The sequence below is a fragment of the Rothia sp. 11254D007BW genome (assembly GCF_053548195.1).
Map to the genome: position 1 here is coordinate 2056543 of NZ_JBPWPK010000001.1, position 23761 is coordinate 2080303.

A 23761-nucleotide genomic window follows, 5' to 3' on the forward strand; every position below is an offset into this window, starting at 1 on the left:
CCGAGGAAGGGAGCTCCCATGCCCAACCGTACCCGCGCCCTACTGGCCAGCGTGCTGGTGCTGGTGGCAGGCGTCCTTTCCGCCTGCGCCCCGAGTGCTACCGGGCAGGACGCCGCCGGGCAGGCGTCCGCGCAAACCGCAATTCAGGGAAAACCCCGGGTGCTTGCCACCTTCACCGTGCTCGCAGACATGGCTAGCGCCATCGGCGGAGAGCACGTTGAGGTTGAATCTCTCACCAAAGCCGGGGCTGAAATCCACGGCTACGAGCCCACCCCATCGGATGTGCGCAAGGCAGCGGACGCCGACCTGATCCTCGCCAACGGCCTCAACCTAGAAGCCTGGCTTGAGCAATTTTTGCAGGACGCCGACGCCCCGGCTATCACCGTCACCGAAGGAATTACGCCCCTCAGCATCGCCGAAGGGGAGGGGGAGGGCTACCCCAACCCCCACGCCTGGATGAGCCCGGTCGCCGCCAAAACCTACGCCGATAACATCGCGGCGGCCTTGGCCGACCTCGACCCGGCCCACGCCGACAGTTACCGGGCCAATGCCGAAGCCTACAAGCAGGAACTCAGCCAGGTACACCAAGAACTCATCTCCGCCATCAGTAATCTCCCCCAACACCAGCGGCTTCTGGTGACCTGCGAGGGCGCCTTCTCCTACCTGGCCGCCGACGCCGGTCTCGATGAAGCCTACCTTTGGGCAGTGAACTCCGACGGCGAAACCGGTGCCCGCCGCATGATGGAACTCTCCGACCGGGTAGCGGGCAGCGCCGTGCCCGCTGTCTTCTGCGAATCCACCGTGCCCACCCGCACCATGGAACAAATCGCCACCGACACCGGCGCAACCTACGCCGGAGCCCTCTACGTCGATTCCCTGTCTGACGCCGACGGCCCCGTGCCCACCTATCTCGATTTAATCCGCTACGATACCCGCCTCATGGCTGAGGCCCTCAGCCAATAACCGCCCTAAACTGAGGTTCTATGACTGCACCACCGCTGCTCCAGCTCACCGATGTAACTGTCACCTACGGGGCACCCGGCTCCGGGGCCGTGCGTGCCCTGAACCGGGCGTCCCTGCACGTTGCCCCCGGGAGTATCTGCGGGCTGGTCGGCATGAACGGCTCTGGTAAGTCCACCCTCTTCAAGGCCATTATGGGCGTGGTGCCCGCATCGGGTAGCGTCCGGATTGACGGGCTTGCCCCGCGCGAGGCCCGCAAACAGGGCCTGGTCAGCTACGTACCCCAGAGCGAGGACATCGACTTCACCTTCCCGGTTTCGGTGCGCGACGTGGTCAGCCAGGGACGCTACAGCCGACTGGGCATCACCCGCCGCCTGGGTGCCACCGACCGGGCCGCCGTCGATACCGCCCTGGAGCGGGTCGGGCTCACCGAGCTGGCCCACCGGCAAATCGGCAACCTTTCTGGCGGCCAGCGCAAACGCGCCTTCGTTGCCCGTGGCCTGGCCCAGGGCGCCCGCTTGCTGCTGCTCGATGAACCCTTCGCCGGCGTCGATAAAAAGAGCGAAGCCATGCTGGTGAGTCTCTTCAAAGAGCTGCGCGCCGACGGCGCTGGGATACTCATCTCAACCCACGACCTGGCCAACCTGGCAGACCTGGCCGACACTGCCGTCCTGCTCCGTAACGAAGTGCTACTCACCGGCGACCCCGCCACCGTGCTGGCCCCCGAAAACATCGTGCGAGCCTTCGGAATGAACCCGCTGACAGGGGAGAACTAATGTACGAACTCTTCATCGAACCGCTCACCTACGGCTTCATGCAGCGCGGCCTGCTGGTGACCGTGCTGGCGGCCCTGGTCTGCGCCCTGCTCTCCTGCTGGCTGGTGCTCATGGGCTGGTCGCTCATGGGCGACGGCATCTCCCACGCCGTACTTCCCGGCGTGGCCCTGGCCTACATTCTGGGTGCCCCCTTCGCCCTGGGCGCCCTGATTGCCGCCCTGGTGGCCGTCGCCCTCATCGGGTCGGTTGCCGCCCGCGGGCGCGTGCGCGAGGACGCCGCCATCGGCATTGTCTTCACCGTTATGTTCGCCCTGGGGTTGGTGCTCATCTCGGCCTTCCCTTCCCAGGTTGATCTGCACTCGGTCATCTTCGGTAACGTGCTGGGTGTGTCGTGGGCGGACGTCTGGCAGATAGGCCTGCTGGCCGTACTAGTTGTTGCTGTGCTGCTTATTAAGCGCCGTGACCTGGTGCTCTACGCCTTCGACCCCGGCTACACCCACGCCATCGGGCTCAGCCCCAAACTGCTCTCCGGGCTACTGCTGGTTGCCCTGGCCCTGACCTCTGTGCTGGCTCTTCAGATCGTGGGCGTTGTGCTGGTTGTAGCCCTGCTGGTGATACCGGGGGCAACCGCCCGCCTGCTCACCGACCGCTTCACTACCATGCTGCTCATCTCGGCAGGGGTCTCCCTGACCGCTGCCCTTGCTGGCTTCTTCATGGGCTACCTGCTCGACGTCTCAGCCGGCGGCACCGTGGTGCTGGCCCTCGGCGTCCTCTTCGGCCTGGCCTACCTCTTCGCCCCGCACCACGGCCTGCTGGCGGTTGCGCGGGCACGGAGGGCGTCATAACACGGACATAAATAAAAGGGCTACCGCTTATGACTAAGCAGTAGCCCTCAATGCATACGGGTTTTAAACCGTTTTATGCCTACCATTATCCCATAGAGCTCAAATCAACAGCAAGACCTGCCGGAGGCAAAGACGCCAATGAAGGAATCAACTGAAAATATTATCGCTGCACAAATAGGTTCGGCCAGACTCTCTACCTACCTCACTCAGGCGCAGGGAGACCGTAGCAGAGCACTAGCCCTTTATCTATGGAATCTTGAATCATCCGCTGCCGTTTTATCAACAACCGCGATGGTGGAAGTGCACCTAAGAAACACGGTTGATTTGGCCCTAAAGTCATGGAACGCGGCACAGGATTACACTGCTGAACCTGGCCGAGAGGGGCCTTACAGCCAAGAGTGGATTGAAGACCCAGCTCCACGCATTAGAAACATCGTGGCCCCTGCTCGACGAGTCTCGCTCAAAGATAAAAGTCGGTCCTCGATGAAAGACATTAATAATAAAAACACTAAGCCGTACCCCACTCACGATGACTATGTAGCGGGGCTGACCTTTGGAACCTGGACTAGCCTACTTCCGCACCCCGATGCAGGAAGTAACAATATTCGAGTAGCTATCTGGGAGACGGAACTTTCAAAATATTTTTCTAAGCACCGCAACGTTGTGTATTACTGGGCTCAGCATCTGCGATATGCGCGAAATCGAGCTTCGCACCTTGAGCCTCTACTCGATGTCAGGGAACTTCAGCACTATCACCGGTGCGCAGTACGTCTGCTCAATGCGCTTAATCCAGTCGCGGCGTCCTGGCTAGCGGGGCAAGCATTTATTCCACGGGCTCTTAGCAAGAGGCCTTAGTCTAGGGACAATTCAAAGCTATCGAGCCTGTTCGTGGGTGCAACATGTTGCACTAATCCCCAAATGTGGCGGCGGCACTGCCACATTTGGCGGGCAGCGCCACATCTGCACAAGGCGCATTGAGCAGGTGCCCGGCGGGCGGCGTCCTAACCGCTAGGCTTCACGCGGCGCTCACCTTGCCTTAACCCGGCTTTTGTATAGTCTGGTCTACACGAGAGAAAAGAGACACCGATGATTTCAGAGATCAAAGACATGCAAACCCTGCCGCTTCGCCGCTCTGCCTGGCAGAAAGAAGAGGGCGCTAAGTACTTGGTTGCTATCGACGTTGATGGCACCCTGGTCAACCACGACGGGGCCATGAGCGAGGCCGTCAAAAAGGCAGCCCAGGATGTTGTGGACGCGGGCCACCACGTGGTCATTTCCACCGGACGCTCCCTGGGTGCTACCCTGCCCATCGTTGAGATGATTGGGCTGACGCGCGGCTACGCGGTGAGCTCCAACGGCGCGGTTACCCTTAGCATCGACCCCTCCCTAGAAGCTGGCTACCGCATCATCGACAAGGTCAGCTTCGACCCCTCCAACGCCATCACCCTGCTCAAGGCCAAGCTGCCACACGCGTCCTTGGCCCTGGAAGCACCCGACGGAACGGTCTATGCCACCGATAACTTTGAGGACTGGTCCTTCGGCGTCAACACCGTGAAGACCACCCGCACCGAGATGGCTGCGATGAAGTCGGCCGTGCGTGTGGTGGTCTGCTCACCCACAGACACCCCTGATGATTTCAAGCGTGCTATCTACGATTCGGGCCTGCATGGGGTGAACTACGCGGTGGGCTGGAGCGCCTGGCTCGATGTGGCTGCGCACGGGGTTTCGAAGGCGACCGCCCTGGAACAAATCCGCCGCAAGCTGCGCGTGGACCCCCGCCACACCATCGCCATCGGCGACGGCCTCAACGACAAGGAAATGATCCACTGGGCAGCCCGCGGCGTTGCCATGGGCCAGGCCCTACCCGAGGTGGCGGAGCTGGCTACGGACGTCACCGGTTCGGTCTACGAGGACGGCACGGTGCCGATCCTGCGGGACCTGCTCTAAAATTCAGCAGATTCGAATGCGACTGATATTCCCGAAAGTACGTTAAAACAACGCCCGCTCGGGAACAAGAGTCACATTCGTACTTGGTTTACTGTCCCAGCACACCGAAAGGCCCACCGTGAGCAACTCCCTGCCCGCCACCGGCGTCCTACTCTATGACCCCGACTGCGGCATCTGCCAAAAAGCCGCCCGAGTACTCACCCACCTGGGCCTAGCCGCCCGGGTGCAGGCCGGGCACTACGACCGTCTACAAGAGTACGGCGTCGACCTCGAACGCTTCATGCGCCAAATCCCCTTCATCACCCCCACCGGGCAGGTGGCCTACGGGGCGCTCGCCATCGCCCTAGCCCTTTCCACCAGCCGGTACGCGCCCGTGCGGGTGGCGGCGTCCGCCCTGAAGAACCCCCTGCTGCGCCCGCTGGCTGAGCGAGTCTACCTGCAAATCTCCACCAACCGCTCCACCGCCTGCCAGCTCAAGCCCTAACGGCTCGACGGCAGAAAGAAGCCCAGCATGCTCGCAGTCCTCGAAGGCTTTACCATCATCGCGGTAGTGGTGGGCGTAGGCTACCTGGTCGCCCGCCTCGACATTCTACCGCCCAACTCTGGGCTCTCCCTCAACCGTTTTGCCTTCTTCGTAGCCCTGCCCCCGCTCATGTTCGTGACCATGGCCGGGGCTGACCTGCACGTTATCTTCTCCGGCCGCCTTCCCGTGGCTATCTTGAGCTTCGCTACGGTCGCCCTGCTGTTTGCCGTCATCGCCAGGTTCCTGCTCAAAAAGGACGCCGGCACCGTCACCGTGGGTGCCGCCGCCAGCGGCTATATCAACGCCAACAATATGGGTCTGCCCGTAGCAACCTACATCGTGGGCGACGCCGCCCAGGTAGCCCCTATCCTGCTCTTCCAGCTCCTGATCGCCGCCCCCATCGTGCTTTCAATCCTGGATGCTATCTCCCACGGCTCGGTTTCCATGAAAGCCGTTGCCACCCAGCCCATCAAAAACCCGCTGATTATCGGTTCAGCCCTGGGCCTGCTGGTCAACGTGTTCAACCTGCAGGTTCCCGACGTGGTAATGGAGCCCTTCCGCATCTTGGGCGGCGCGGGCGTACCGCTGATCCTGGCAGCTTTCGGCATGTCACTTCGGGGCTCCAAGGCGCTCGATACTCCCGGCCAGCGCCTTGAAACCGTGCTTGCCGCCAGCTTTAAAAACCTTCTGATGCCGCTGGTTGCCTACCTGCTGGCCCGCTACATTTTCCACCTCAGTGAGAGCGATATCTTCGCGGCCACCATTCTTGCTGCCCTGCCCAGCGCCCAGAACATGTATAACTACGCGGTGCGGTACAACGTAGCAACCACGCTCTCCCGCGATATCGTGCTGCTCAGTACCCTGGGCGCCATGCCCGTGATTCTGGTGATTTCACTCCTCTTGCACTGACAGTTTGCCGGTATCCGGCCTACTGCTCCTGACCCTCCAAGCCCTCAAGCAGCTCGGCGATGAGCTCGCGAGAAGCCAGCTCCTCATGCCAGTAGGACCGCACCAGGGTCTTGCTCACCGCCTGGGAGGTAATTCCCAGAGCCTGGGCTACCGCCTTTTGCTGCCCGCGCACACCGGGCACGAGCAGGTCAAGCACCCGCCACTCGGCTTCGGTACGGGCGGACGCCACCCGGTAGAGCAGGCGCAACAGACCGGTCACCTGATCCGCCCGCACCCCCTGGCCAGCTGCATGCACACAGATACCGCGCGGCGGGGCCCCGGTCTGGGCTTGTTCCACGGCCGAGCGTGACAGGCTCAAAGCAGCACCGGAACACTCCGGGGTAGAAATTGCGCCCAGGGCCGCTGCGAAGCGCGGCCGCACCAGTTCACCGGCCCCGATACCCACCCAGAAACCACCAAAACGAGCCCCGAGCAGGGCGGCGGCGAGGGCGTCCTCGGCCTGATCGAAAGCCCCCTGCACCTCATCAGGGTAGGTGCGGGTAAAAGCAACAGTGGGAGCCAGCTGTTCGAGACGGTTCTCCAGGTCGGCGAGGTGCTCCTGCACCGAACCCTGGGATGAGCGGGCAATGAAGGTCAGTACAAACATGCTTCTCAGTATGCCCTAGAGTCACCGGGCAGAAAACTAGCCCTCACCCCAGAGCAGGGTTTCGGCGTCCACCCCGGCAAGGAAGAGCTGCTCCTGTAGCGGCTGGGCACACTCAATCGGCAGCCGGACGCTACTGCAGGTCAGGTCATAGCCCAGATAGGCGGTGGCAGAGTCGAAGCCGGATAAATCGTGCCCCAACTCCCGGCACAGGTGCACCACCTGTTTGAGGTCGGGAGCCGACCCAAAGACCCAGAAATAATCGGGGCTCGTGAGCTGGAAGAGCCCCAGGGGTGCGCCCGCACCGGACTGATCCCGCACCCGCACCCAGCCCCCTGCCGGGTCTAAGTCGCCGGGGCCGTCCTGCGGGGCTAGAGGGTCAAGCGTCCAGGCCCGGGTGCGCTCTAGCCAGTCGGGCAGCTGGGGCATATAGAGGGTGTCGCCCTCCCCGCCCCAGGGCGTAGCGTCAAAGCTGCGGGCATACATGGCAGACCAGAACTCGCTACTGCTACACGAAACCCCCACGCTGTTGAGCTGGGCCGGGTCGCTCGGCGCCGCAAACTGGCCGTGCTCGGCATCCTCGGGGCTTGACGCAGCCAAATCAGCTAGGTAGGCCTGATCCCAGTAGGTGGGCCTGGTGGCGTACCCCTGCTCGCGAAGACGCTCGTCGATACGCTGCAAGTAGCGGGGCTCACCCAGGGCCACGGTCTGCCCATCAAAGTGAAAGAGATAGGGGGAGCGCTTACGGTGGGTGGGGGAGAGGGGCATGCTAACTCCTAACGGTGGGGGTATCGGGGCGGACGCCCGCCTCCCCCTCATCGGGGAAGGGCAGGGCTGCCCGCTCAAGGCGGATAAAGGCACCTAGCAGGGCTAGCGCCTCGGGGCTGGTGGGCAGAAAGTCGGTAAACCGGGTTGAGCACACCACCACCGCTGCCCACATACCGCGGGACAGGGCAACATTCAACCGGTTGGGCGAGAGCAGAAAATCGGTTCCGCGGGGGCTATCACCGGCACTCGAAGCAGCCATCGACACCAGCACCACCGGAGCCTCCTGCCCCTGGAACTTATCAACCGTACCGACGCGCACACCCCCGCCGTCGGAGTCCGCTAGCCCCGCCTCCAGCAGAGCCGCCCGAATCGTATCAACCTGGGCGTTATAGGCTGCCACCACAATAATGTCTGAGGGTGCTAGGGGCGCTGCCTGCTCGGGGGCAGCCAGGTGGGGAGTCCACAGGTGCCCCAGGAAGCCGCGGGCCAAAGCCACAATCTCATCAGCCTCTTCGACTGAAGCCGTTGAGTTACCCCGGTGTTCTATCGTGCGCAGGTAGACCCCGGGCTCCCACCCCTCCAGGTGCCTCTCGGTGCCCGAGGGGGCGGACGCCAGCCGCCCCTCATACGATAGGGCCGAGACCGGGGCGCACAGGGCCGGGTGCATACGCCAGGTGACATCGAGAAAATAGCCAAACTCTTCAGGCAGCACCGTACGGCCCACTGAAAGCCAGCCCAGGGCAGACTCGTCCACCGGGTAGGGGTGGGTGCCCTGCGTGACCTGGGGTAGCTGGGCCGGGTCGCCCAGGAGCAGCAGGTTCTTGGCCGAACGGGCCACCGCCAGTGTATTGGCTAAGGAATACTGACCCGCCTCGTCAATCACCAGAAGATCAAGCCCCTCAAACCGGAACTTGCGGTCAGAGGCAAAATCCCAGGCCGTGCCGCCAAAAATACGGCCACCGGGTTCATCCATGAACCTGGAAACATCGGGGTTGCGAACCTCGCGCCAGGGGAAATTCGGGGTCTGGCTCTTGCCCGCCCCCTTAGCGATCTGGTCAGGGTCTACGCGGCCATTACTGATACAGCCCAGCAGCATGTTCTCAACTACCGCATGAGACTGGGCCACAATACCCACCTTCCAGCCCGCAGCCACAAGACGGCCAATCACATGAGAACCCACGAAAGTCTTACCCGACCCCGGAGGGCCCTGCACCGCCACATACGACCGATCGAGCTGGCTCACCGCCTGATAAATAGCCTGCACCGTCGCAAGAGAACCGTGCGTCTCTACAAAATCCTGCGGACGCGGCAAAACACCGCCCCCGACCAGCCGCGGCGGAACACGACGAATCACATCGGTACCCGCCGACGCCGGTAACTCAGGTAGCACCCGGGCGGTACGCGCCGCCAATTCAAGTAGAGCCTGCTCCTGGGCCTGCGTCGGAATAGGCTGCCCGGGAGTGAGCGCCATCGGCAGATGCGAGTAAGGCTCAGCTGGCTCACCGTCTGAGGTCTTCAAACTCTCCCGCACCGTAATCCGTACCAGATTGGGCTGACCCGCTTCATGCTCCGGAATCTCTTCCAGCTCCACAATCTCGGTATTAAAGGCGCCGGCCCGCTCGGCCTCCACCGGCAGTACCCCCTCATGCAGAGCCGCATAGGTTAAAGCCTGCTGCCGAGCCTCCCGCTCCAAAAAGGGCGGAAAAGGGCGAGCATACATGGCAAAGAGGTTGCTATCGCCCACCTTCACCGACGAGCCCGGAGCGACCCTCGCCACCCCGCTCAGCAAACGCACCGTGGATCGTGCCCGCTCCGGACGATGCCAATCGGCAACCACCTGCAATCGCCCCAGCAAAACCACATCGCGGGCGTCCTCCCAATCCTCACGGGGAGCCATAAGCCGATTGAAATGATCCCACCAGAACTGACGGCGCTCGCGACGATGGTAGCCCGTCGCCGTAGCCACCATAGCAACAGCCTGCTTCTGCGGCTCCAACTCGCCACCGGCGTCCAGAGCCTCAACAAACCGGCGTAGAACCCGCTCAGTATCCGTCTCGTCTTCAGCCCTACCCGCCTGCACCAGCAGCTCATTCAGATCGGCCAGGGGAGCGGGCTGCACCAGCTCATCGTCGACCGACCGGCCCGCCAACCCCAGCAACCAGGCACGCAACTGAGACAGAGACAGACCCGTGCGATACAGACTACGAGCAAGTGCAGAGCGCATAGCTTCGGCCTGCTCAGCACGCCCTTCCTTTTCTGCCTCGGCTACATCAGCAAAGGCCGTCACCGGAATATCAAGGTCAGGCTCAAGCCCCTGAGCGTAGAGGGGCTCAATAGCGGTCAGTGCCCGGGTGCCCTCGCTCAAACGCATCGACCGGCGCAGCACCTCAGAAAGATCGACAAAAACACCCTCCCGCTGCATATCGGTGAGATAAGCTTCGCCAACCCCGTGCACCGACGCCAACTGCTGAAGAGCAGCCACAACAGACGCCCCAAAGTAATAGACCCGCAAGCCAGGGTTCAGCTGACGCTGATGGTGCAGCATACCGAGAAAATCGGCTAACAGCCGCCCCTCCGCCGCCCGGTCAGACGCCCAAAACTGGCTAAAGAGGGGCTCCTCGCTGGGCTGATCAGCCAGGTGCACAGCACCCACGAGATAGGTTAAACCCCAGGCAAGAGAAGGGTGAGCTGCCTTCCCATCGCGCCAGAGCGGGTCAGACCGAAGACTCATAAAAAGGTCGCCCGCGCTCGCCCGCGGAAGCATACGTAAAGAGTGCCGGGGCAGGAGCTTGTAAGAGACAGTATATTCCTGCCCCTCTTTCTCAACCACCACTGCCCCGTCAGGCTCCGACACACCGGTCTGTAGGGCTGCCTGCTCCGCATAGCGGCGCACCAGCCCAGGGAGCTGGGGCTGGCCCGCTAAGGAAGCTAGCTCGTCGATACTTTGCACACCACAGCGCTCGTAAATAGCTTGCCGCGACCGCGATGTCATGCCGGCAGTCAGCAGCATGTCGCGATGCTCTCGCACCATCACCTGGCAGGTGTCGCAGCGCCCGCACCGGGTAATCTCTGGGCTATCGGCTTCTACAAACCAGCTCACCGGGGCAGCCCCCGGCTCCCGATGGGCGGTGAGGAGCTCTACGAGGCGTTGGCGCTTCTGCTCGAAGACCGGTGCGAGGGTAGCAAGCTCGTGCAGGGACTCAATATTGTTACCCAAAATGAGCGAGACGTAAGGGTCACAGGGGATGCTCTCGCGGTGGAGCTGGTCGGCATAGGCAGCGACCTGAAGTAGAGCAGGGACGCGGGCTGTACGTGCCAGCTTAGTGTCAACCACCCGGTAGCTCCCGTCGGACTGCTTTACAAGGAAGTCGGCACGCCCGTGAAAGGAACCGTCAAAGAAGCTGGCCTGGAAGACAACATCGGCTCCTGCACGCAGAGCTTCGAGGGTCTCTACCCGCTTCTCTTCAAGGGCCTGCCGAGTGTAGGTACGCGGGGGCTCAACCTGATACACCCCCCGGCCCGAGGCTGGGTCCCAGCTGCCGTAGGTTTGGAGAAAGTCATCGAGGACGCGCTGTTCGTGGGCTTCACCCAGGGCCGCAGCTCTGCGAAGCTGAGGGTCTTCAATGCGCTCTAAGCGGGGCACCCTGCCTAACGCCTGGTCAAGAGCATAGAGGGCGGCAAATTGGCACTGGGCTGAGAGCACCAGGTCAGAGGCTGAGTAGACCAGCGATTTACCAAGGGGTTCAAGGCCAGACACTAGCGGCGACGGGGCGGAATCTGCATCGATGAAGAACATGGGGCTCCTAGAGGTTGCTGTCTTCAAGGCTAGCAAGGGAGGCTGACATTTTAGGGCGATCAGAGTCAGCACATTCCACACGCAAATGGTTCGTACCAATAGATTTGTTTAGAACATTTATTCTATAAGTTACTACTGGGTATAGAACAAAAATCTTATAGATGTAATCTACATCACAGATACAAATTTTAATCAGATTGGACTTCAGGGTTTTTGGTGCTGTGCTGATTAACAGGGCTGGCCTGCTGATATATATAAATAAGTAAACTTTATATTTTTTCAGCATGAGATTCGCGTCGAATTTAATCCAAAAAAACATCACAAAATGGTCAAAAATAGGTCACGATTCTATAAAGTTGTGTTCAGCAAACTCCCCTTTGCGCCATTACCACTCGATTACCACTCGAAAAAGAGGAATCTGCATGAAGAGCATTCTTGAAACCACACGAGCTGTTCGCCCCACTCGCCGTCAGGCGGCCGTCCTGACCCTGACCGGCCTGGCTACTGCCACCGCCGTCACCGCCGCTACCGCAGCTGCTTCAGACATTCGCACGGTCTCAGCAGCTCAGCGTGCCGCCGACCAGCAGACCCTGCTCAACCTCATCAACGCCTACCGTGCTCAGAATGGCCTAGGCGCTGTTAAGCATTCAGCCACTGTCGCATCGGTGATGGAGGGTGAGGCTATCCGCCAGTTCAAGGCCGGGTATTATTCCCACGGCACCGAGTTCCTCTACAACTCCAAGGTGCAGGGCTACAGCTTCGTTCGCGAAGTTATCGCTCTTTCCTACAATGACGACCTCAACCAGCTTCTCAACTTCTGGAAGAGCTCCCCTCCCCACCGTGCAGCCATCTTGGCTCCCCAGGCAAATGTCATTGGTATCGGCTTCTGCTACGGTCACGGTACCTCCCTGCCCTGGCGCGTACTCGGCAACGTTGGTATCTACCGCTACGAAGCAGGTAAGGGGCCCAATGACTATGTCTCTACCATCTCAAGCGTCAACACCCTGTCTAATGCGTTTTCTGAAGTAAGCGCCTATGCGATTAGCGATAAACTTTCTGACCACTACTACGCTAACGGTGGTGCGGATACCTTTGGCTTACCTACAGGTAATCCTTTTGCCTCAGTTAACGGTGGCATTATTCAGAACTTTGATAAGGGGCGCACCATCTACTGGACCGCATCAACCGGTGCTCACAATGTTTACTGGCCTGGCGCTATCGGTGGCCGTTATGCGGGCAGCAACTTTGAGCGTAACTGGGGCTACCCCATGAATTCTGAACATGCCTTCTCGGGGGGGATGCGCCAGGACTTCATCAAGGGGAATGGCATCATGTCTGTTTACTGGACCCCCTCCACGGGTGCCCGCGTTATCGTTGGAACCGGTGCTATTTCAGCTCGCTGGTACGCCCTGGGCGGCCCCGCAGTGCTGGGCTTCCCTGTAACCGACGAGATCCGTTGGGTTGATGGGGTAACCCGTGTGACTTTTTCCAGCGGTACCACCATTAACTGGACCCAGGCTCGCGGTACCTGGGTAAGCTAACTACCATCTTCTAGGTTCAGACACCTAGACACCGACACGAACGGCGGCTCCACACCTGTGGAGCCGCCGCCTTTATAGCTATCTATGTTTACTGGTTACTGAGAGTAGCTGCAAACCGATCGATAGTGTTCTTGGCGGCACCGGTGTCTTCAAGGTCGTTCATGATAATCGAGAAGACTACTACCCGCCCGGATTCTGTGACGGTGTAGCCGGTGAGTGACAGCACGGAGTTCAGGGTTCCGGTTTTAGCGCGGACGACCCCGCGCCCACCGGTTTCGTCAGCGTCGTTGAAGCGGCTGGCGAGGCCCAAGGTTCCGCTGTAGCCGGCTACCGGCAGGCCCTGCAGGGTGAGGCGTTCGCTGGTGTTTCCCTTGACCGCGCGCAGGGCAATGCTGGTGAGCAGTTCGTTGCTGACCTTGTTGTTCATGGAAAGACCGCTGAGGTCAACCTGGGTGTAGTTGGTGGGTAGGCCGGCGGTAGAGAGAGCCTCGCGTACGGCGGTAACTGCCCCTTGGGTAGAGCCATCGCCGCCTGTGAGGGCAGAAAGGTTTCGGCCTAGGGTCTCAGCCAGCGAATTATCCGTTTCCTGCATCATGAGGGCCGATTGCTCTGCGGCGGTGGCTGACTGCACGGCCGCAATCTCGCGTCCGCTGCTGGGGGCTGTGAGCTGCTCGCCCGCGGTGAAGGTGAGCCCGGCGTCCGTTCCTAACCTATTGAGAGCCTCTACCAGCACCTGCTGCACTTCTGCCGGGGCGTTGCTGGGGCGGCTGCCGCTTGATGCGGTTCCGTCGCTGGTGGGGGAGTAGTGGGAGTAAAAGGCGAGGGGGGTAACAGCACTGATGAAGCCGGAGTCGATATCTTCCTGGGCCCACTCGGGGTTAAGGGAGCTGCCGGAAAAGATAGTGGTGTCCAGGTTGAGGGTAAGGGCCTTGCCGCTGATGCCCTGCTCTTTAAGGCCCTCGATGGTGCGTTCTGCTAGGGTCTCGATGCCGGCGTACCCCATCACAGCTGTGGGGTCGGAGTGCCCAGGCACCAGTAGGGTATCGCCGCCGGCAACCAGGGTAAGGGTTGAGTCGTCGTTGAGGTCGACGGACGTGGTGAAGCGGGCTTGCGGTGCAGTGGTCAGCAGGGCGTAGTCCACGAGCAGCTTCATGTTGGACGCCGGGGTTCGGCTCGCTTGGGCCTCACGGGAGTAGAGGCTCTGACCGGTTTCTGCATCAAGAACCTGGGCTGAGAAAACCCCCTGGCCTAAACCGTCAAGGACGCTATCGAGCTCTGCGCTCAGGGCCGCTGAATCGAGGGCAGCACCGGCGCTTGCTTCTGTCACCGCAACCGGCGAGGCCGTGATATCAGGGGCTACCGAGGATTCGCGGAGGTCCTGGGACTCCTGCCAGGCCGGTACAGCCCAGGCTCCTGCTACTGCACACCCGGCTGCGAGCAGGGCAGTAACCACCCAGGCGGTCAGGGGGCGTCGGTGAGAAGTGGCCATGAAACCTCCACAGGTTAGCTCTCGGGCGAAGGGGTCCTTCTATATAGGGTATATGCCTGACCTTGGAAGCAGAGGCATGTAATACGTGTGACACTGGCGCGCCTGCCCTGTAAAAGGGGTGCAGCCTGCCGGTTCTCGGTTAGACTAATATGCCGAACCACTCGCGCGCAGCGCGAGTCAAACACACCACTCAACCAGGAGGTTCCCCTTGGAACTCGACGTCACGATTGAAATTAACCGCGGCTCACGCGTCAAGTACGAAATTGACCACGAAACCGGTCGCCTGCGTCTAGACCGCGTGCTGTTCACCTCCATGCAGTACCCCACCGCTTACGGCTACTTTGAGGACACCCTGGGCGAAGACGGCGACCCCCTCGACGCCATGGTTATTCTCGATGTTGACGTTGTCCCCGGCGTCCTGGTTGAAGCTCGCCCCATCGGCGTTTTCCGCATGACCGACGAGGCTGGCGGCGACGACAAGGTTCTCTGCGTTCCCGCAGACAAGCGCTACGACCACATCCAGGAAATCGGTGACGTTGCCGACCAGCTCAAGGAAGAAATCAAGCACTTCTTCGAGCGTTACAAGGATCTGGAGCCCGGTAAGTGGGTTAAGGGTGAGGGCTGGGAAGACCGCGCCTTCGCTGAGAAGCTGGTAGCTGAGGCTCAGGTTCGTTTTGAGAAGTCTCACTACGAGTCCGCTGCTGAAGCTGAAGCAGACGATAACTAAAGACTTGGTGGGGTAGCGAAAGCTAACTAGTGCCCCCACCGGGAAAGAAGGCTGGGCTCTGCACGGGGCCCGGCCTTTTCCCCTTTAAAGGCGCGGACGCCGCCGGTTGGCTGAGGTAGGCCGGAGCGGTTAGGAGCCGGTAGAGTGGGGTGCCATGAGCTCTTCATCCTTGCCCCTGAATTTTTCTTTAGCCCATAAGATTGCCGGTGTGCTGGCTCCGGCTGGCCCCCGCGCTGAGGCTGCGGCTAAGCGCCGGGCCGTTGAAGAGATGCGCTATGCGGCTACTGCCGCGGTTGATCACGTGCACGCTATTACGCAGCTGGCGGCAGCTGAGAACCTGCACGACTCTGAACTGCTGATTGTTGATAGGGCTACCTGGGTGAAGGCTAATACCCAGTCATTTGACGTGATGCTAGGCCCTATTGCCCAAGAGGTGCTGGGTCAGCGCCTGGCTCAGCTGTCTGATGCCGAGCACGCTGTGACTGAGATTGGCGGGGCGGCAGAAATTGGGGGTGTGCTGGCCTTCCTGTCTACCCGCGTCCTGGGCCAGTACGACCCCTATGCGGCGCTTGCCGGCCACGGGGCACCCGGCGGCCGCCTAATGATTGTGGCTCCCAACCTGATGAAGCTGGAAGAAGAGCTGAACCTCGACCCGGCTGACTTTCGTCTCTGGGTGGCCCTGCACGAGCAGACCCACCGGGTACAGTTTGCCGCTGCCCCCTGGTTGCGCGACTACCTGCTTGACCTGATGCACCGGCTGGGTCGGGAGCTGGGGGAGACCACCGATAACCTACCGGAGCGTATCGCCGCAGCTGCCAGTGGCGCTGTGCGCGGTATGAAGAAGCAGGAAGCGCCGGGGGAGAGCGCTGAGGCAGCCCGCCCCGCTGGTGCTGCCCTGCTGCTCAGCGATGAGGGCAAGGACCTGCTCGACCGCATCACCGGTGTGATGAGCCTGCTCGAGGGCCACGCCAACGTGGTGATGGACGCCGTTGATTCCTCAATCGTCCCTTCCGTTAAAACCATCCGCCGCCGTTTTGAGCGCCGCAGCCAAACCCAGGGTTTCTTCCCCCGCTTTATGAGCAAACTTCTGGGCATGGACGCCAAGATGGCCCAGTACAAGAACGGCCAAAAGTTCGTGCAGGCCATCATCGACGAGGTAGGCATGGAGCGGTTCAACCGTATCTGGCAGGCCCCCGAGAACCTACCCACCGTAGCCGAAATTCACACCCCTTCCCGCTGGATTGAGCGGGTACTGGGCGCAGACCTAGAGGAAGAGAAGAACTAGTGCAGCAGCGTAAAACCCGTCTGAACCCCCTGGTGGGAGCTGCCCGCCGCGAGGTCGCCGGTGTGCTGGAGCAGGTATTTGGGGCAGGTACGGTTGCTCCCACCGGTTCGTCAGGACGCCCGGGCGCAGGCCCAGAAGCAGGGCAGGTTCCCCTGGTGCTGGCTGCCGTATCGGGTGGCCCCGACTCCTTGGCCTTAGCGGTTCTGTTGGCCCACTTCAACCGGCGGCAGGACGTGCGCGTGGGGGCGGTTGTGGTGGACCACCAGCTCCAGGAGGGGTCAGCCCAGGTGGCCGAGCGCACCGCCCAGATTCTGCGGGAGCTGGGTCTTAGCCCGGTGCTGGTAGAAACCGTGACCGTTGAAGAGGGTAAGGAGGGGCCCGAAATGGCCGCTCGAACCGCCCGATACGGTGCTTTCGCCCGGGCGCTGGCCGCAACCGGGGCGGACGCCGTTGCCCTGGGCCACACCCTCGACGACCAGGCCGAAACCGTACTGCTGGGCCTGGCTCGGGGCTCTGGCACCCGTTCCCTGGCGGGTATGCCCGTGGACCGCACCGAAGACCACCCCGCCGGCCCTGTACGGGTCATCCGCCCCCTGCTCACCCTGCGCAGGTCAGACATCGAAGAGATCTGCGCTGATGCGGGCCTCACCCCCTGGCAGGACCCCACCAACACCGACCAGTCGCTCATGCGCGCCCGCGTGCGCCACAGCGTCCTGCCCTACCTTGAAGAACACCTGGGCGGCGGCGTAGCTGTATCCCTGGCCCGCACCGCGACCATTGCCGGTGCGGACGCCGACTACCTGGCGTCCGCCGCCCGCCAGGCCCTGAATGACATACTGGTGGACGCGGACGCCCTCGCCCCCGCAGGCACCGATGTCGCGGGTCTGCTCGGGGTGGAGCCCAGCAGGGACATGGTTCTGCTCAACCGCGCCGCGCTCGCCGCCCTGCACCCGGCCCTGCGCACCCGCGTCCTGGCCCTAGCTCTCGAACAAGCCGGCGGCATCGCCCCGGGCTTCGAGCGTCTTGCCGCCCTCGATGCTTTCGCTGGCGACCACTCGACTGCCGGCCCCCTCCAGCTGCCCGGCCATATTTCTGCCTACCGCCGCCGCCCCGGTACCACCATCACCCGGGCAGGTCAGAGCTACAACCTCAAGAAAACCGGCCTCATCGTTTTACTCAACACCGCCCCATAAACCATACTTAAAGGTGAACACGCGCTTTGCCCTACCCAACAGGGCAGGGCGCACACCCTTTGAACCAGCAGAAAGCGATCAACCGTGGACGCACTCGACGTACAGAACGACATCAAGCACGTTCTCTTCAGCAAAGAAGAAATCGACGCCAAGATTAAGGAACTTGCCGCCCAAATCGACAAGGACTACGAAGGCCGCGACGTACTGCTGGTCGGCGTACTCAAGGGCGCCATCATGGTCGTAGCCGACCTCTCCCGCGCCCTCAAGGCCCACTACACCATGGACTGGATGGCCGTCTCATCCTACGGTTCAGGCACCAAGTCATCCGGCGTCGTCCGCATCCTCAAGGACCTCGACACCGACCTGACCGGCCGCGACGTGCTCATCGTCGAAGACATCATCGACTCCGGCCTGACCCTCAAGTGGCTCCAGCAGAACCTGGTATCCCGCGGCGCCAACTCGGTCGAAATCTGCACCCTGCTGCGCAAGCCCAAGAGCGTCAAGACCGACGTTGAGGTCAAGTACGTCGGCTGGGACATCGAACCCGAATTCGTAGTGGGCTACGGCCTGGACTTCGCCGAGCGCTACCGCAACCTGGACTGCATCGTCACCCTGGCACCGCACGTCTACTCCTAAACACCGAGCACCTGTCAGAGAGCCCTGGCAGACTCCCCTCCGCCGACTAACCTTCTTGCTCCTCGCCTGGAGGCTCGTCGTAATTCATGCCAGACCCAGCCAGTCGGCTACGGGGAGCCTACCAGGGCCATGCTTCGTTGGTCCTTTAGCCCTGAGGTGAAAACCTTGAGGTATCAAGCAAGCACTCAGCAACTTTAGGTACATTAGATAGGTCTAGGCCCAACTGCACCCACTGCCGGGTGCTGGGGCTACCTTTGTGCGGGGCGCACACGGCGCCCCGCCCCGTTATTTTTGTGGAAGGCGCGGCTGTGCAGAATACGGATAATACCCCCGACCCCAAGAAAAAGGGGTTCTTCGGCAAGCTCATCTCAGGGCCCTGGTTCTGGGTCTTGCTGGCAGTTCTCATTGCCGTGCCCATGATCTTCGCAAACTCCCTAGCAGCCTCAACCCGCGTTGATACCAACGTGGGTATTAGCCTGCTGAATGACGAGAAAGTCGTCAGCGCCAAAATCTTCGACGGCGACCAGCGCGTAGACCTGGAACTCAAGGAAGACTACGTGAACGCCGCCGGTGAGAACCAGGGCAAGAACGTGAGCTTCTACTACGTACAGCCCCGCGCTACCGACGTTGTCGCGGCCATGGACAATGCCAACCTTGAGTCCTACACCGATCAGCCGGTGCAGACCAACTGGTTCACCTCCATGCTGTCCTTCATCCTGCCTTTCGTGATCCTGGTGGCCCTCTTCTGGTTCCTCATGTCACGCATGGGCGGCGGCAGCAACCAGATTATGAACTTCTCCAAGTCCCGCGCCAAGAAGTTCAACAAAGACAACCCCACCGTGCGTTTTGCTGATGTCGCCGGTGTTGACGAGGCTCTAGCTGAACTCGAAGAAGTCCGCGAATTCCTGGCTGAACCCGAGAAGTTCACCCGCCTGGGCGCCAAGATCCCTAAGGGCGTACTGCTCTACGGCCCTCCCGGCACCGGTAAGACCCTGCTAGCTAAGGCTGTAGCCGGTGAAGCGGGCGTCCCCTTCTACTCCATCTCCGGCTCCGACTTCGTTGAAATGTTCGTGGGCGTGGGTGCCTCCCGCGTGCGCGACCTCTTCAAGGAAGCTAAGTCCAACAAGGCCGCTATCATTTTCGTCGACGAAATTGACGCCGTCGGTCGTCAGCGTGGCGTCGGCATGGGCGGCGGTAACGACGAGCGCGAGCAGACCCTCAACCAGCTGCTGGTTGAGATGGACGGCTTTGACGGCACCTCTAACATCATCGTTATCGCGGCAACCAACCGCCCCGACGTGCTTGACCCGGCCCTGCTGCGTCCTGGCCGCTTCGACCGCCAGGTCGGTGTAGACGCTCCCGACCTCAAGGGCCGCCAGCGCATCCTCGAGGTGCACGCAACCGGCAAACCCATCGACCGCCGCGTTGACCTAGCCTCCGTTGCCAAGCGCACCCCCGGCTTCACCGGTGCTGACCTGGCCAACGTCATGAACGAAGCGGCTCTGCTGACCGCCCGCGACGGCGGTAACGTCATCGACGAACGCGCTATCGACGAGGCAATCGACCGCGTCATGGCAGGCCCCCAGCGCTCCTCCCGCATCATGAGCGAGCACGAGCGCACCGTCACCGCCTACCACGAAGGCGGTCACGCCCTGGTTGCAGCTGCCCTGCGCAACTCAGCACCCGTCACCAAGATTACGATTCTGCCGCGTGGCCGTGCCCTTGGCTACACCATGGTCATGCCTCAGGACGACAAGTACTCCACCACCCGCCACGAACTGCTGGACCAGATGGCCTACGCCATGGGCGGCCGCGCAGCCGAAGAGCTGATCTTCCACGATCCCTCAACCGGCGCATCCAACGACATTCAGAAGGCAACCGACACTGCCCGCAAGATGGTCACCGAATACGGCATGAGCGCCAAGGTCGGCTCAGTACGTCTAGCTGCCAAGGAATCCGACCCCTTCCTGGGCGGTGGTGCTGGCGGCGGCAACAACTTCTCCGACGAGATGGCCTACCTTGTTGACCAGGAAGTCGCAGCCCTGCTGGAGCAGGCCCACGATGAGGCCTACGAGATTCTGCGCGATAACCGCGATGTACTCGATGCCCTCTCCCTAGCCCTGCTCGAGAAGGAAACCCTGCTCGAGAACGACCTGGCAGAAATCTTCGCGGGCGTGCGCAAGCGCCCCGAACGCGACCACTGGTACTCCAAGTCCAACCGCGAGCCCTCTGCTCTTCCCCCGGTTAAGGTGGCTAAGGCAGAAGCTGATGAGGCTCCTGCCGCTGAAGAGCCGATCGTTCAGCAGCCCACCGTTGACCCCATGGATCCCGGTAACCCCCACCCCGGTGCCGCAGGCCCCGCAGGTAACCCCGATGTTGACCCCCTGGGAGGGCCCCGTTAATGGCAGTTGACCAGCCCCGTATCGAGGCCGCTATTCGCGAGATTCTGCTGGCTATCGGCGAAGACCCGGACCGTGACGGCCTACTCGATACTCCGGCCCGTGTGGCCCGTGCCTACGATGAGATGTTTGCCGGTCTGCACCAGAGCGCCGGCGATATTCTGGGAACCACTTTCGACATTGACCATTCCGAGCTGGTTTTGGTCAAGGATATTCCCTTCTACTCGACCTGCGAGCACCACCTGGTGCCCTTCTTCGGGCACGCCCACATCGGCTACATTCCCGGTGGTGACGGTAAGGTCACCGGTCTCTCCAAGTTGGCCCGCCTGGTGGACGTCTACGCCAAGCGCCCCCAGGTGCAGGAGCGTCTGACTACCCAGGTGATTGAGGCTCTCGAAGAGCATTTGCAGCCCACCGGTGCGATTGTGGTGATGCAGGCTGAGCACATGTGCATGTCCATGCGCGGGGTGCGGAAGCCGGGAACCAAGACGGTGACGAGCGCCGTCCGCGGGGCCCTGCGCGATCCCGCTACCCGTGCCGAGGCGATGAGCCTGATCAACGCCTCCTGATTTCTCCCAAGGGGACCTGATTTCTAAAAAAGGACCGCATAATATGCGGTCCTTTTTTGGTTTTGCGGTCCCCTTAGCTCAGGCGAGCAGGTAAGCGAGTGCTAGCCTGGGTGCATGACCCTTCCTCACGCCCACGGTTCCTTCGCCAACCTGCCCACCGACCGCACCCTGATCATGGGGATTCTCAACGTCACCCCCGATTCCTTCTCAGATGGTGGCTTGCACGCGGACGCCGCCACGGCAGTTGCGCACGCCAAGACCCTGGTTGCCCAGGGGGCAGACATTATTGATGTGGGGGGCGAATCAACCCGCCCCGGTGCCACCCGTGTTGACCTGGCTGAGGAGCAGCGCCGCGTCCTGCCTGTTATTGAAGCTTTAGCTGCTGAGAACATCGTCATGTCGGTTGATACCCTCAACCCCGAAACCGCCCGTGCCGCCGTCGCAGCTGGCGCCCACATCATCAACGACGTTGCTGGCATGAGCCTGCGCGAAGACATGATTGAGACTGTCGCTGAGCTGGGCGTGCCCTACATTCTCATGCACTCGCGCGGTACCTCCATCACCATGGACTCCCAGGCCGTCTACACCGATGTTGCCGGTGAGGTCTTTAGCGAGCTCTTTACCCTGCGCGAGCGACTGCTTGCCGGGGGAGTGGCACCCAAGCAGATTATTCTTGACCCCGGCCCCGGCTTTGCTAAGCAGGGGGAGCAAAACTGGCAAATTTTAGCGGGTCTGCAGGCCCTGACAGCTGAGGGGCACCGGGTGTTGGTGGCTGGTTCCCGCAAGCGCTTTATCGCCCGGCTTTTGCAGGAGCAGGACGCCGCAGCCTCCGGCCTGCCGGCAGAACAGGTTACTGAGCGCCCGGCTACTGAACGGGATGTTGCCAGCGCAGCCCTTTCGGTGATGGCAGCTGAGGCAGGAGCCTGGGCCGTGCGCGTCCATAATGTGCAGGCGACCGCCGATGCCCTGGCCGTGCGCGCAGCCTGGCGGCGAGCGTCCGCTCTCTCAAACTAGGTGGCGCAGGTAGCCATGAAACAGAAGCGTCATAAATGAAAATGTCTTTGTGACTTTAAGCGCTTTAGAGGTGGTACTTTAGGCCCGCTTAAGTACTACCCTTCCCAGCAAATACCCGGGTGAGACTATCTTTCGGCATGTCGAAGGGCACACATAACGGTCACTAACGGTTGCTCCCGCTGCGTGGATAATGGCTACAAAGCACCGGCGCTTCAACTCTGAACTCCCACCGGTGACCAGACTCGGTGAAAGGTGACCATGCACGATCACAGCTCATCGGCAGATACGCGAGACTACTCGCGCGCTGACCGCATAACACTCACAGGTGTGGGTAGCGTGGGCTACCACGGGGTGCTCGACTCGGAAAAGCAGACCGGCCAGCCCTTCTTCGTCGATATCACCATGTTCACCGACTTTACCCGGGCCGCTGCCACTGACGATGTGGCGCACACCGTCAACTACGCCGAAGTAGCTGAGGTCATCCGCGAAATCGTCACCGGTGAATCCCTGGATCTCATCGAAACCCTGGCTGAGCGTATCGCTACCGCTGTGCTCGAGAAGTTCCCCCTGCTGGCGGTTGAGCTGACCGTACATAAGCCCAAGGCCCCTATCGAGGTGACCTTTGCCGATGTGTCGGTGACGATTTTTAGGGAGAAGCATGCCGGTTAAAGCCATTCTTGCCCTGGGCTCTAACCTGGGCAATAGCGAAGACACCCTGATTAAGGCAATTGGCGATATCTGCTCCCACGAGAAAATCGCGGTGACCAAGATTTCCCCTATCGCTATCACAGCTCCCGTGGGCGGCCCTGTCGGCCAGCCCGATTACGCCAACATGGTGGTTGAGATTGAGACCAGCCTGCGGCCCTTCATACTACTGGAATATACCCAGCAGATTGAGCAGAAGCACCACCGTACCCGCGATGTTCGCTGGGGCCCGCGTACCCTGGATATCGACATTATTGACATCGCCTCCCTGGAGATGGACGACCCCGATCTCACCCTGCCCCACCCGCGGGCTGCTGAACGGGCCTTTGTGCTGGAACCCTGGGCCCGTATGGACCCCGCTGCCCTCCTTTTGGGTTTATCGGTGCGCCAGCTGGCAGATGATGCTGCGGACGCCGGTGGCATCCGCGAGTTCCACCCCGCCCCGGTGGTCTGCGCGTGAAACTGCGAAGCCGAGCCCTTGCCCTCCTAGCGGCTGTCGGGGTTGCAAGCGGTGCTGTACTGAACTTCCTGAGCGTGAGCTCTGGCGGGCCGGAGCTCTCCCTGCCCGCCTTGACCGTAGTAGCGGCTCTGATTCTCGGCTCCCTGGCCCTCTACTTCGCCCGGCAGGTGCTCAAATTCAGCCGGGTTGAGACTCGTAAGAATGCCGGTTCCATGAACCCCCTCATGGCCGCCCGTGTAGCGGTCTTCGCTCAGGCTCTTGCCCTCACCGGTGCCCTGGTGACCGGCTGGCAGGTGGCTATCCTGGTCTACCAGCTGGGTCTACTGACCTCCCGTGCTTCGGCGCAACCGCTGGTGGAAAGCTCTGTCGCTTTAGCCGGCGGACTGGTGATGCTGGTTGCCGGTATCGTCGCCGAGAACTGGTGCAAAATTCCTCCGGGAGATGAGGACGCCGGTGGTGGGGTCGGTGAGGTCAGCCCGCAGACCGGCCCCTTGGCTCGTAATAAGCCGGACGCCTCGTCCTAAGGTAACCTTTGGTTTAGCTTTCTCACCTCCGTGCCATAATGGTGTAGACCAC

At 61.4% G+C, this 23761-nt stretch carries 21 protein-coding genes; 17 read left to right on the forward strand and 4 right to left on the reverse strand.

Going from position 1 to position 23761, the window contains the following annotated elements; genetic code table 11:
- Positions 1 to 18: 18 nt before the first annotated feature.
- The 6 genes from ACEE43_RS09240 to ACEE43_RS09265 all read left to right on the forward strand — a co-directional run bounded on the left by ACEE43_RS09240 (position 19) and on the right by ACEE43_RS09265 (position 5960).
- Positions 19 to 963: a metal ABC transporter substrate-binding protein gene (locus ACEE43_RS09240; protein ID WP_449107908.1), complete on the forward strand. Its 945-nt coding sequence runs from the start codon at positions 19 to 21 to the stop codon at positions 961 to 963.
- Between the two features lie 20 nt (positions 964 to 983).
- Positions 984 to 1736, forward strand: coding sequence for a metal ABC transporter ATP-binding protein (locus ACEE43_RS09245; RefSeq protein WP_449107909.1), 753 nt, complete (start codon positions 984 to 986; stop codon positions 1734 to 1736).
- Positions 1736 to 2581 carry a metal ABC transporter permease gene (locus ACEE43_RS09250; protein ID WP_449107910.1) on the forward strand — a complete coding sequence of 282 codons (846 nt, stop codon included), beginning with the start codon at positions 1736 to 1738 and terminating at the stop codon, positions 2579 to 2581. Before ACEE43_RS09245 ends, ACEE43_RS09250 begins: the two co-directional genes overlap by 1 nt.
- A 1086-nt stretch (positions 2582 to 3667) precedes the next feature.
- A complete protein-coding gene (locus tag ACEE43_RS09255) occupies positions 3668 to 4528 on the forward strand; it encodes an HAD family hydrolase (protein WP_377126895.1) in 861 nt (286 codons plus the stop codon).
- 118 nt (positions 4529 to 4646) lie between these two features.
- Positions 4647 to 5012 (forward strand): thiol-disulfide oxidoreductase DCC family protein, encoded by a 366-nt coding sequence (locus tag ACEE43_RS09260; protein WP_449107912.1) that lies wholly within the window; start codon positions 4647 to 4649, stop codon positions 5010 to 5012.
- A 27-nt stretch (positions 5013 to 5039) separates the two neighbouring features.
- Entirely contained in the window at positions 5040 to 5960 is a 921-nt protein-coding gene (locus ACEE43_RS09265) for an AEC family transporter (RefSeq protein WP_449107913.1), read from the forward strand.
- 19 nt (positions 5961 to 5979) lie between these two features.
- Here ACEE43_RS09265 and ACEE43_RS09270 read toward each other — a convergent pair whose 3' ends face one another.
- Genes ACEE43_RS09270 through ACEE43_RS09280 form a run of 3 tightly spaced genes read right to left on the reverse strand, consistent with a single transcriptional unit; the run spans position 5980 to position 11167 of the window.
- Entirely contained in the window at positions 5980 to 6606 is a 627-nt protein-coding gene (locus tag ACEE43_RS09270) for a recombinase RecJ (protein ID WP_449107914.1), read from the reverse strand.
- Positions 6607 to 6642: 36 nt separating this feature from the next.
- Positions 6643 to 7371, reverse strand: a complete 729-nt coding sequence (locus ACEE43_RS09275; protein WP_449107915.1) for a hypothetical protein — start codon at positions 7369 to 7371, stop codon at positions 6643 to 6645.
- Between the two features lies 1 nt (position 7372).
- Positions 7373 to 11167 carry an AAA domain-containing protein gene (locus tag ACEE43_RS09280; RefSeq protein WP_449107916.1) on the reverse strand — a complete coding sequence of 1265 codons (3795 nt, stop codon included), beginning with the start codon at positions 11165 to 11167 and terminating at the stop codon, positions 7373 to 7375.
- 422 nt (positions 11168 to 11589) lie between these two features.
- Here ACEE43_RS09280 and ACEE43_RS09285 point away from each other — a divergent pair, with 422 nt between their 5' ends.
- Positions 11590 to 12708, forward strand: coding sequence for a CAP domain-containing protein (locus ACEE43_RS09285; RefSeq protein WP_449107917.1), 1119 nt, complete (start codon positions 11590 to 11592; stop codon positions 12706 to 12708).
- 88 nt (positions 12709 to 12796) lie between these two features.
- Here ACEE43_RS09285 and dacB read toward each other — a convergent pair whose 3' ends face one another.
- A complete protein-coding gene (dacB, locus tag ACEE43_RS09290) occupies positions 12797 to 14197 on the reverse strand; it encodes a D-alanyl-D-alanine carboxypeptidase/D-alanyl-D-alanine endopeptidase (RefSeq protein ID WP_449107918.1) in 1401 nt (466 codons plus the stop codon).
- Between the two features lie 208 nt (positions 14198 to 14405).
- Here dacB and ACEE43_RS09295 point away from each other — a divergent pair, with 208 nt between their 5' ends.
- The 10 genes from ACEE43_RS09295 (at position 14406) to ACEE43_RS09340 (ending at position 23709) form a co-directional block, all read left to right on the forward strand.
- On the forward strand, positions 14406 to 14924 hold the full coding sequence (locus tag ACEE43_RS09295; protein ID WP_237237040.1) for an inorganic diphosphatase: 519 nt from the start codon (positions 14406 to 14408) through the stop codon (positions 14922 to 14924).
- Between the two features lie 154 nt (positions 14925 to 15078).
- Positions 15079 to 16209, forward strand: coding sequence for a zinc-dependent metalloprotease (locus tag ACEE43_RS09300; protein WP_449107919.1), 1131 nt, complete (start codon positions 15079 to 15081; stop codon positions 16207 to 16209).
- Complete coding sequence (gene tilS, locus ACEE43_RS09305; RefSeq protein WP_449107920.1) at positions 16209 to 17402, forward strand: tRNA lysidine(34) synthetase TilS; 1194 nt, start codon at positions 16209 to 16211, stop codon at positions 17400 to 17402. Before ACEE43_RS09300 ends, tilS begins: the two co-directional genes overlap by 1 nt.
- Before the next feature lie 84 nt (positions 17403 to 17486).
- Positions 17487 to 18038 (forward strand): hypoxanthine phosphoribosyltransferase, encoded by a 552-nt coding sequence (hpt, locus tag ACEE43_RS09310; RefSeq protein WP_185173992.1) that lies wholly within the window; start codon positions 17487 to 17489, stop codon positions 18036 to 18038.
- A gap of 308 nt (positions 18039 to 18346) precedes the next feature.
- The gene (gene ftsH, locus ACEE43_RS09315; RefSeq protein WP_272878932.1) at positions 18347 to 20440 is read left to right on the forward strand and encodes an ATP-dependent zinc metalloprotease FtsH; all 2094 of its coding nucleotides are present in this window, start codon (positions 18347 to 18349) and stop codon (positions 20438 to 20440) included.
- Entirely contained in the window at positions 20440 to 21006 is a 567-nt protein-coding gene (gene folE / locus ACEE43_RS09320) for a GTP cyclohydrolase I FolE (protein WP_237205595.1), read from the forward strand. The genes ftsH and folE overlap by 1 nt, the downstream gene beginning before the upstream one ends.
- A gap of 114 nt (positions 21007 to 21120) precedes the next feature.
- Positions 21121 to 22020, forward strand: coding sequence for a dihydropteroate synthase (gene folP / locus ACEE43_RS09325; RefSeq protein WP_449107921.1), 900 nt, complete (start codon positions 21121 to 21123; stop codon positions 22018 to 22020).
- A gap of 258 nt (positions 22021 to 22278) precedes the next feature.
- Entirely contained in the window at positions 22279 to 22689 is a 411-nt protein-coding gene (folB, locus tag ACEE43_RS09330; RefSeq protein ID WP_237196340.1) for a dihydroneopterin aldolase, read from the forward strand.
- Positions 22679 to 23185 (forward strand): 2-amino-4-hydroxy-6-hydroxymethyldihydropteridine diphosphokinase, encoded by a 507-nt coding sequence (folK, locus tag ACEE43_RS09335; protein WP_449107922.1) that lies wholly within the window; start codon positions 22679 to 22681, stop codon positions 23183 to 23185. Before folB ends, folK begins: the two co-directional genes overlap by 11 nt.
- Positions 23182 to 23709 carry a DUF3180 domain-containing protein gene (locus ACEE43_RS09340; RefSeq protein ID WP_449107923.1) on the forward strand — a complete coding sequence of 176 codons (528 nt, stop codon included), beginning with the start codon at positions 23182 to 23184 and terminating at the stop codon, positions 23707 to 23709. Before folK ends, ACEE43_RS09340 begins: the two co-directional genes overlap by 4 nt.
- Positions 23710 to 23761 lie beyond the last annotated feature (52 nt).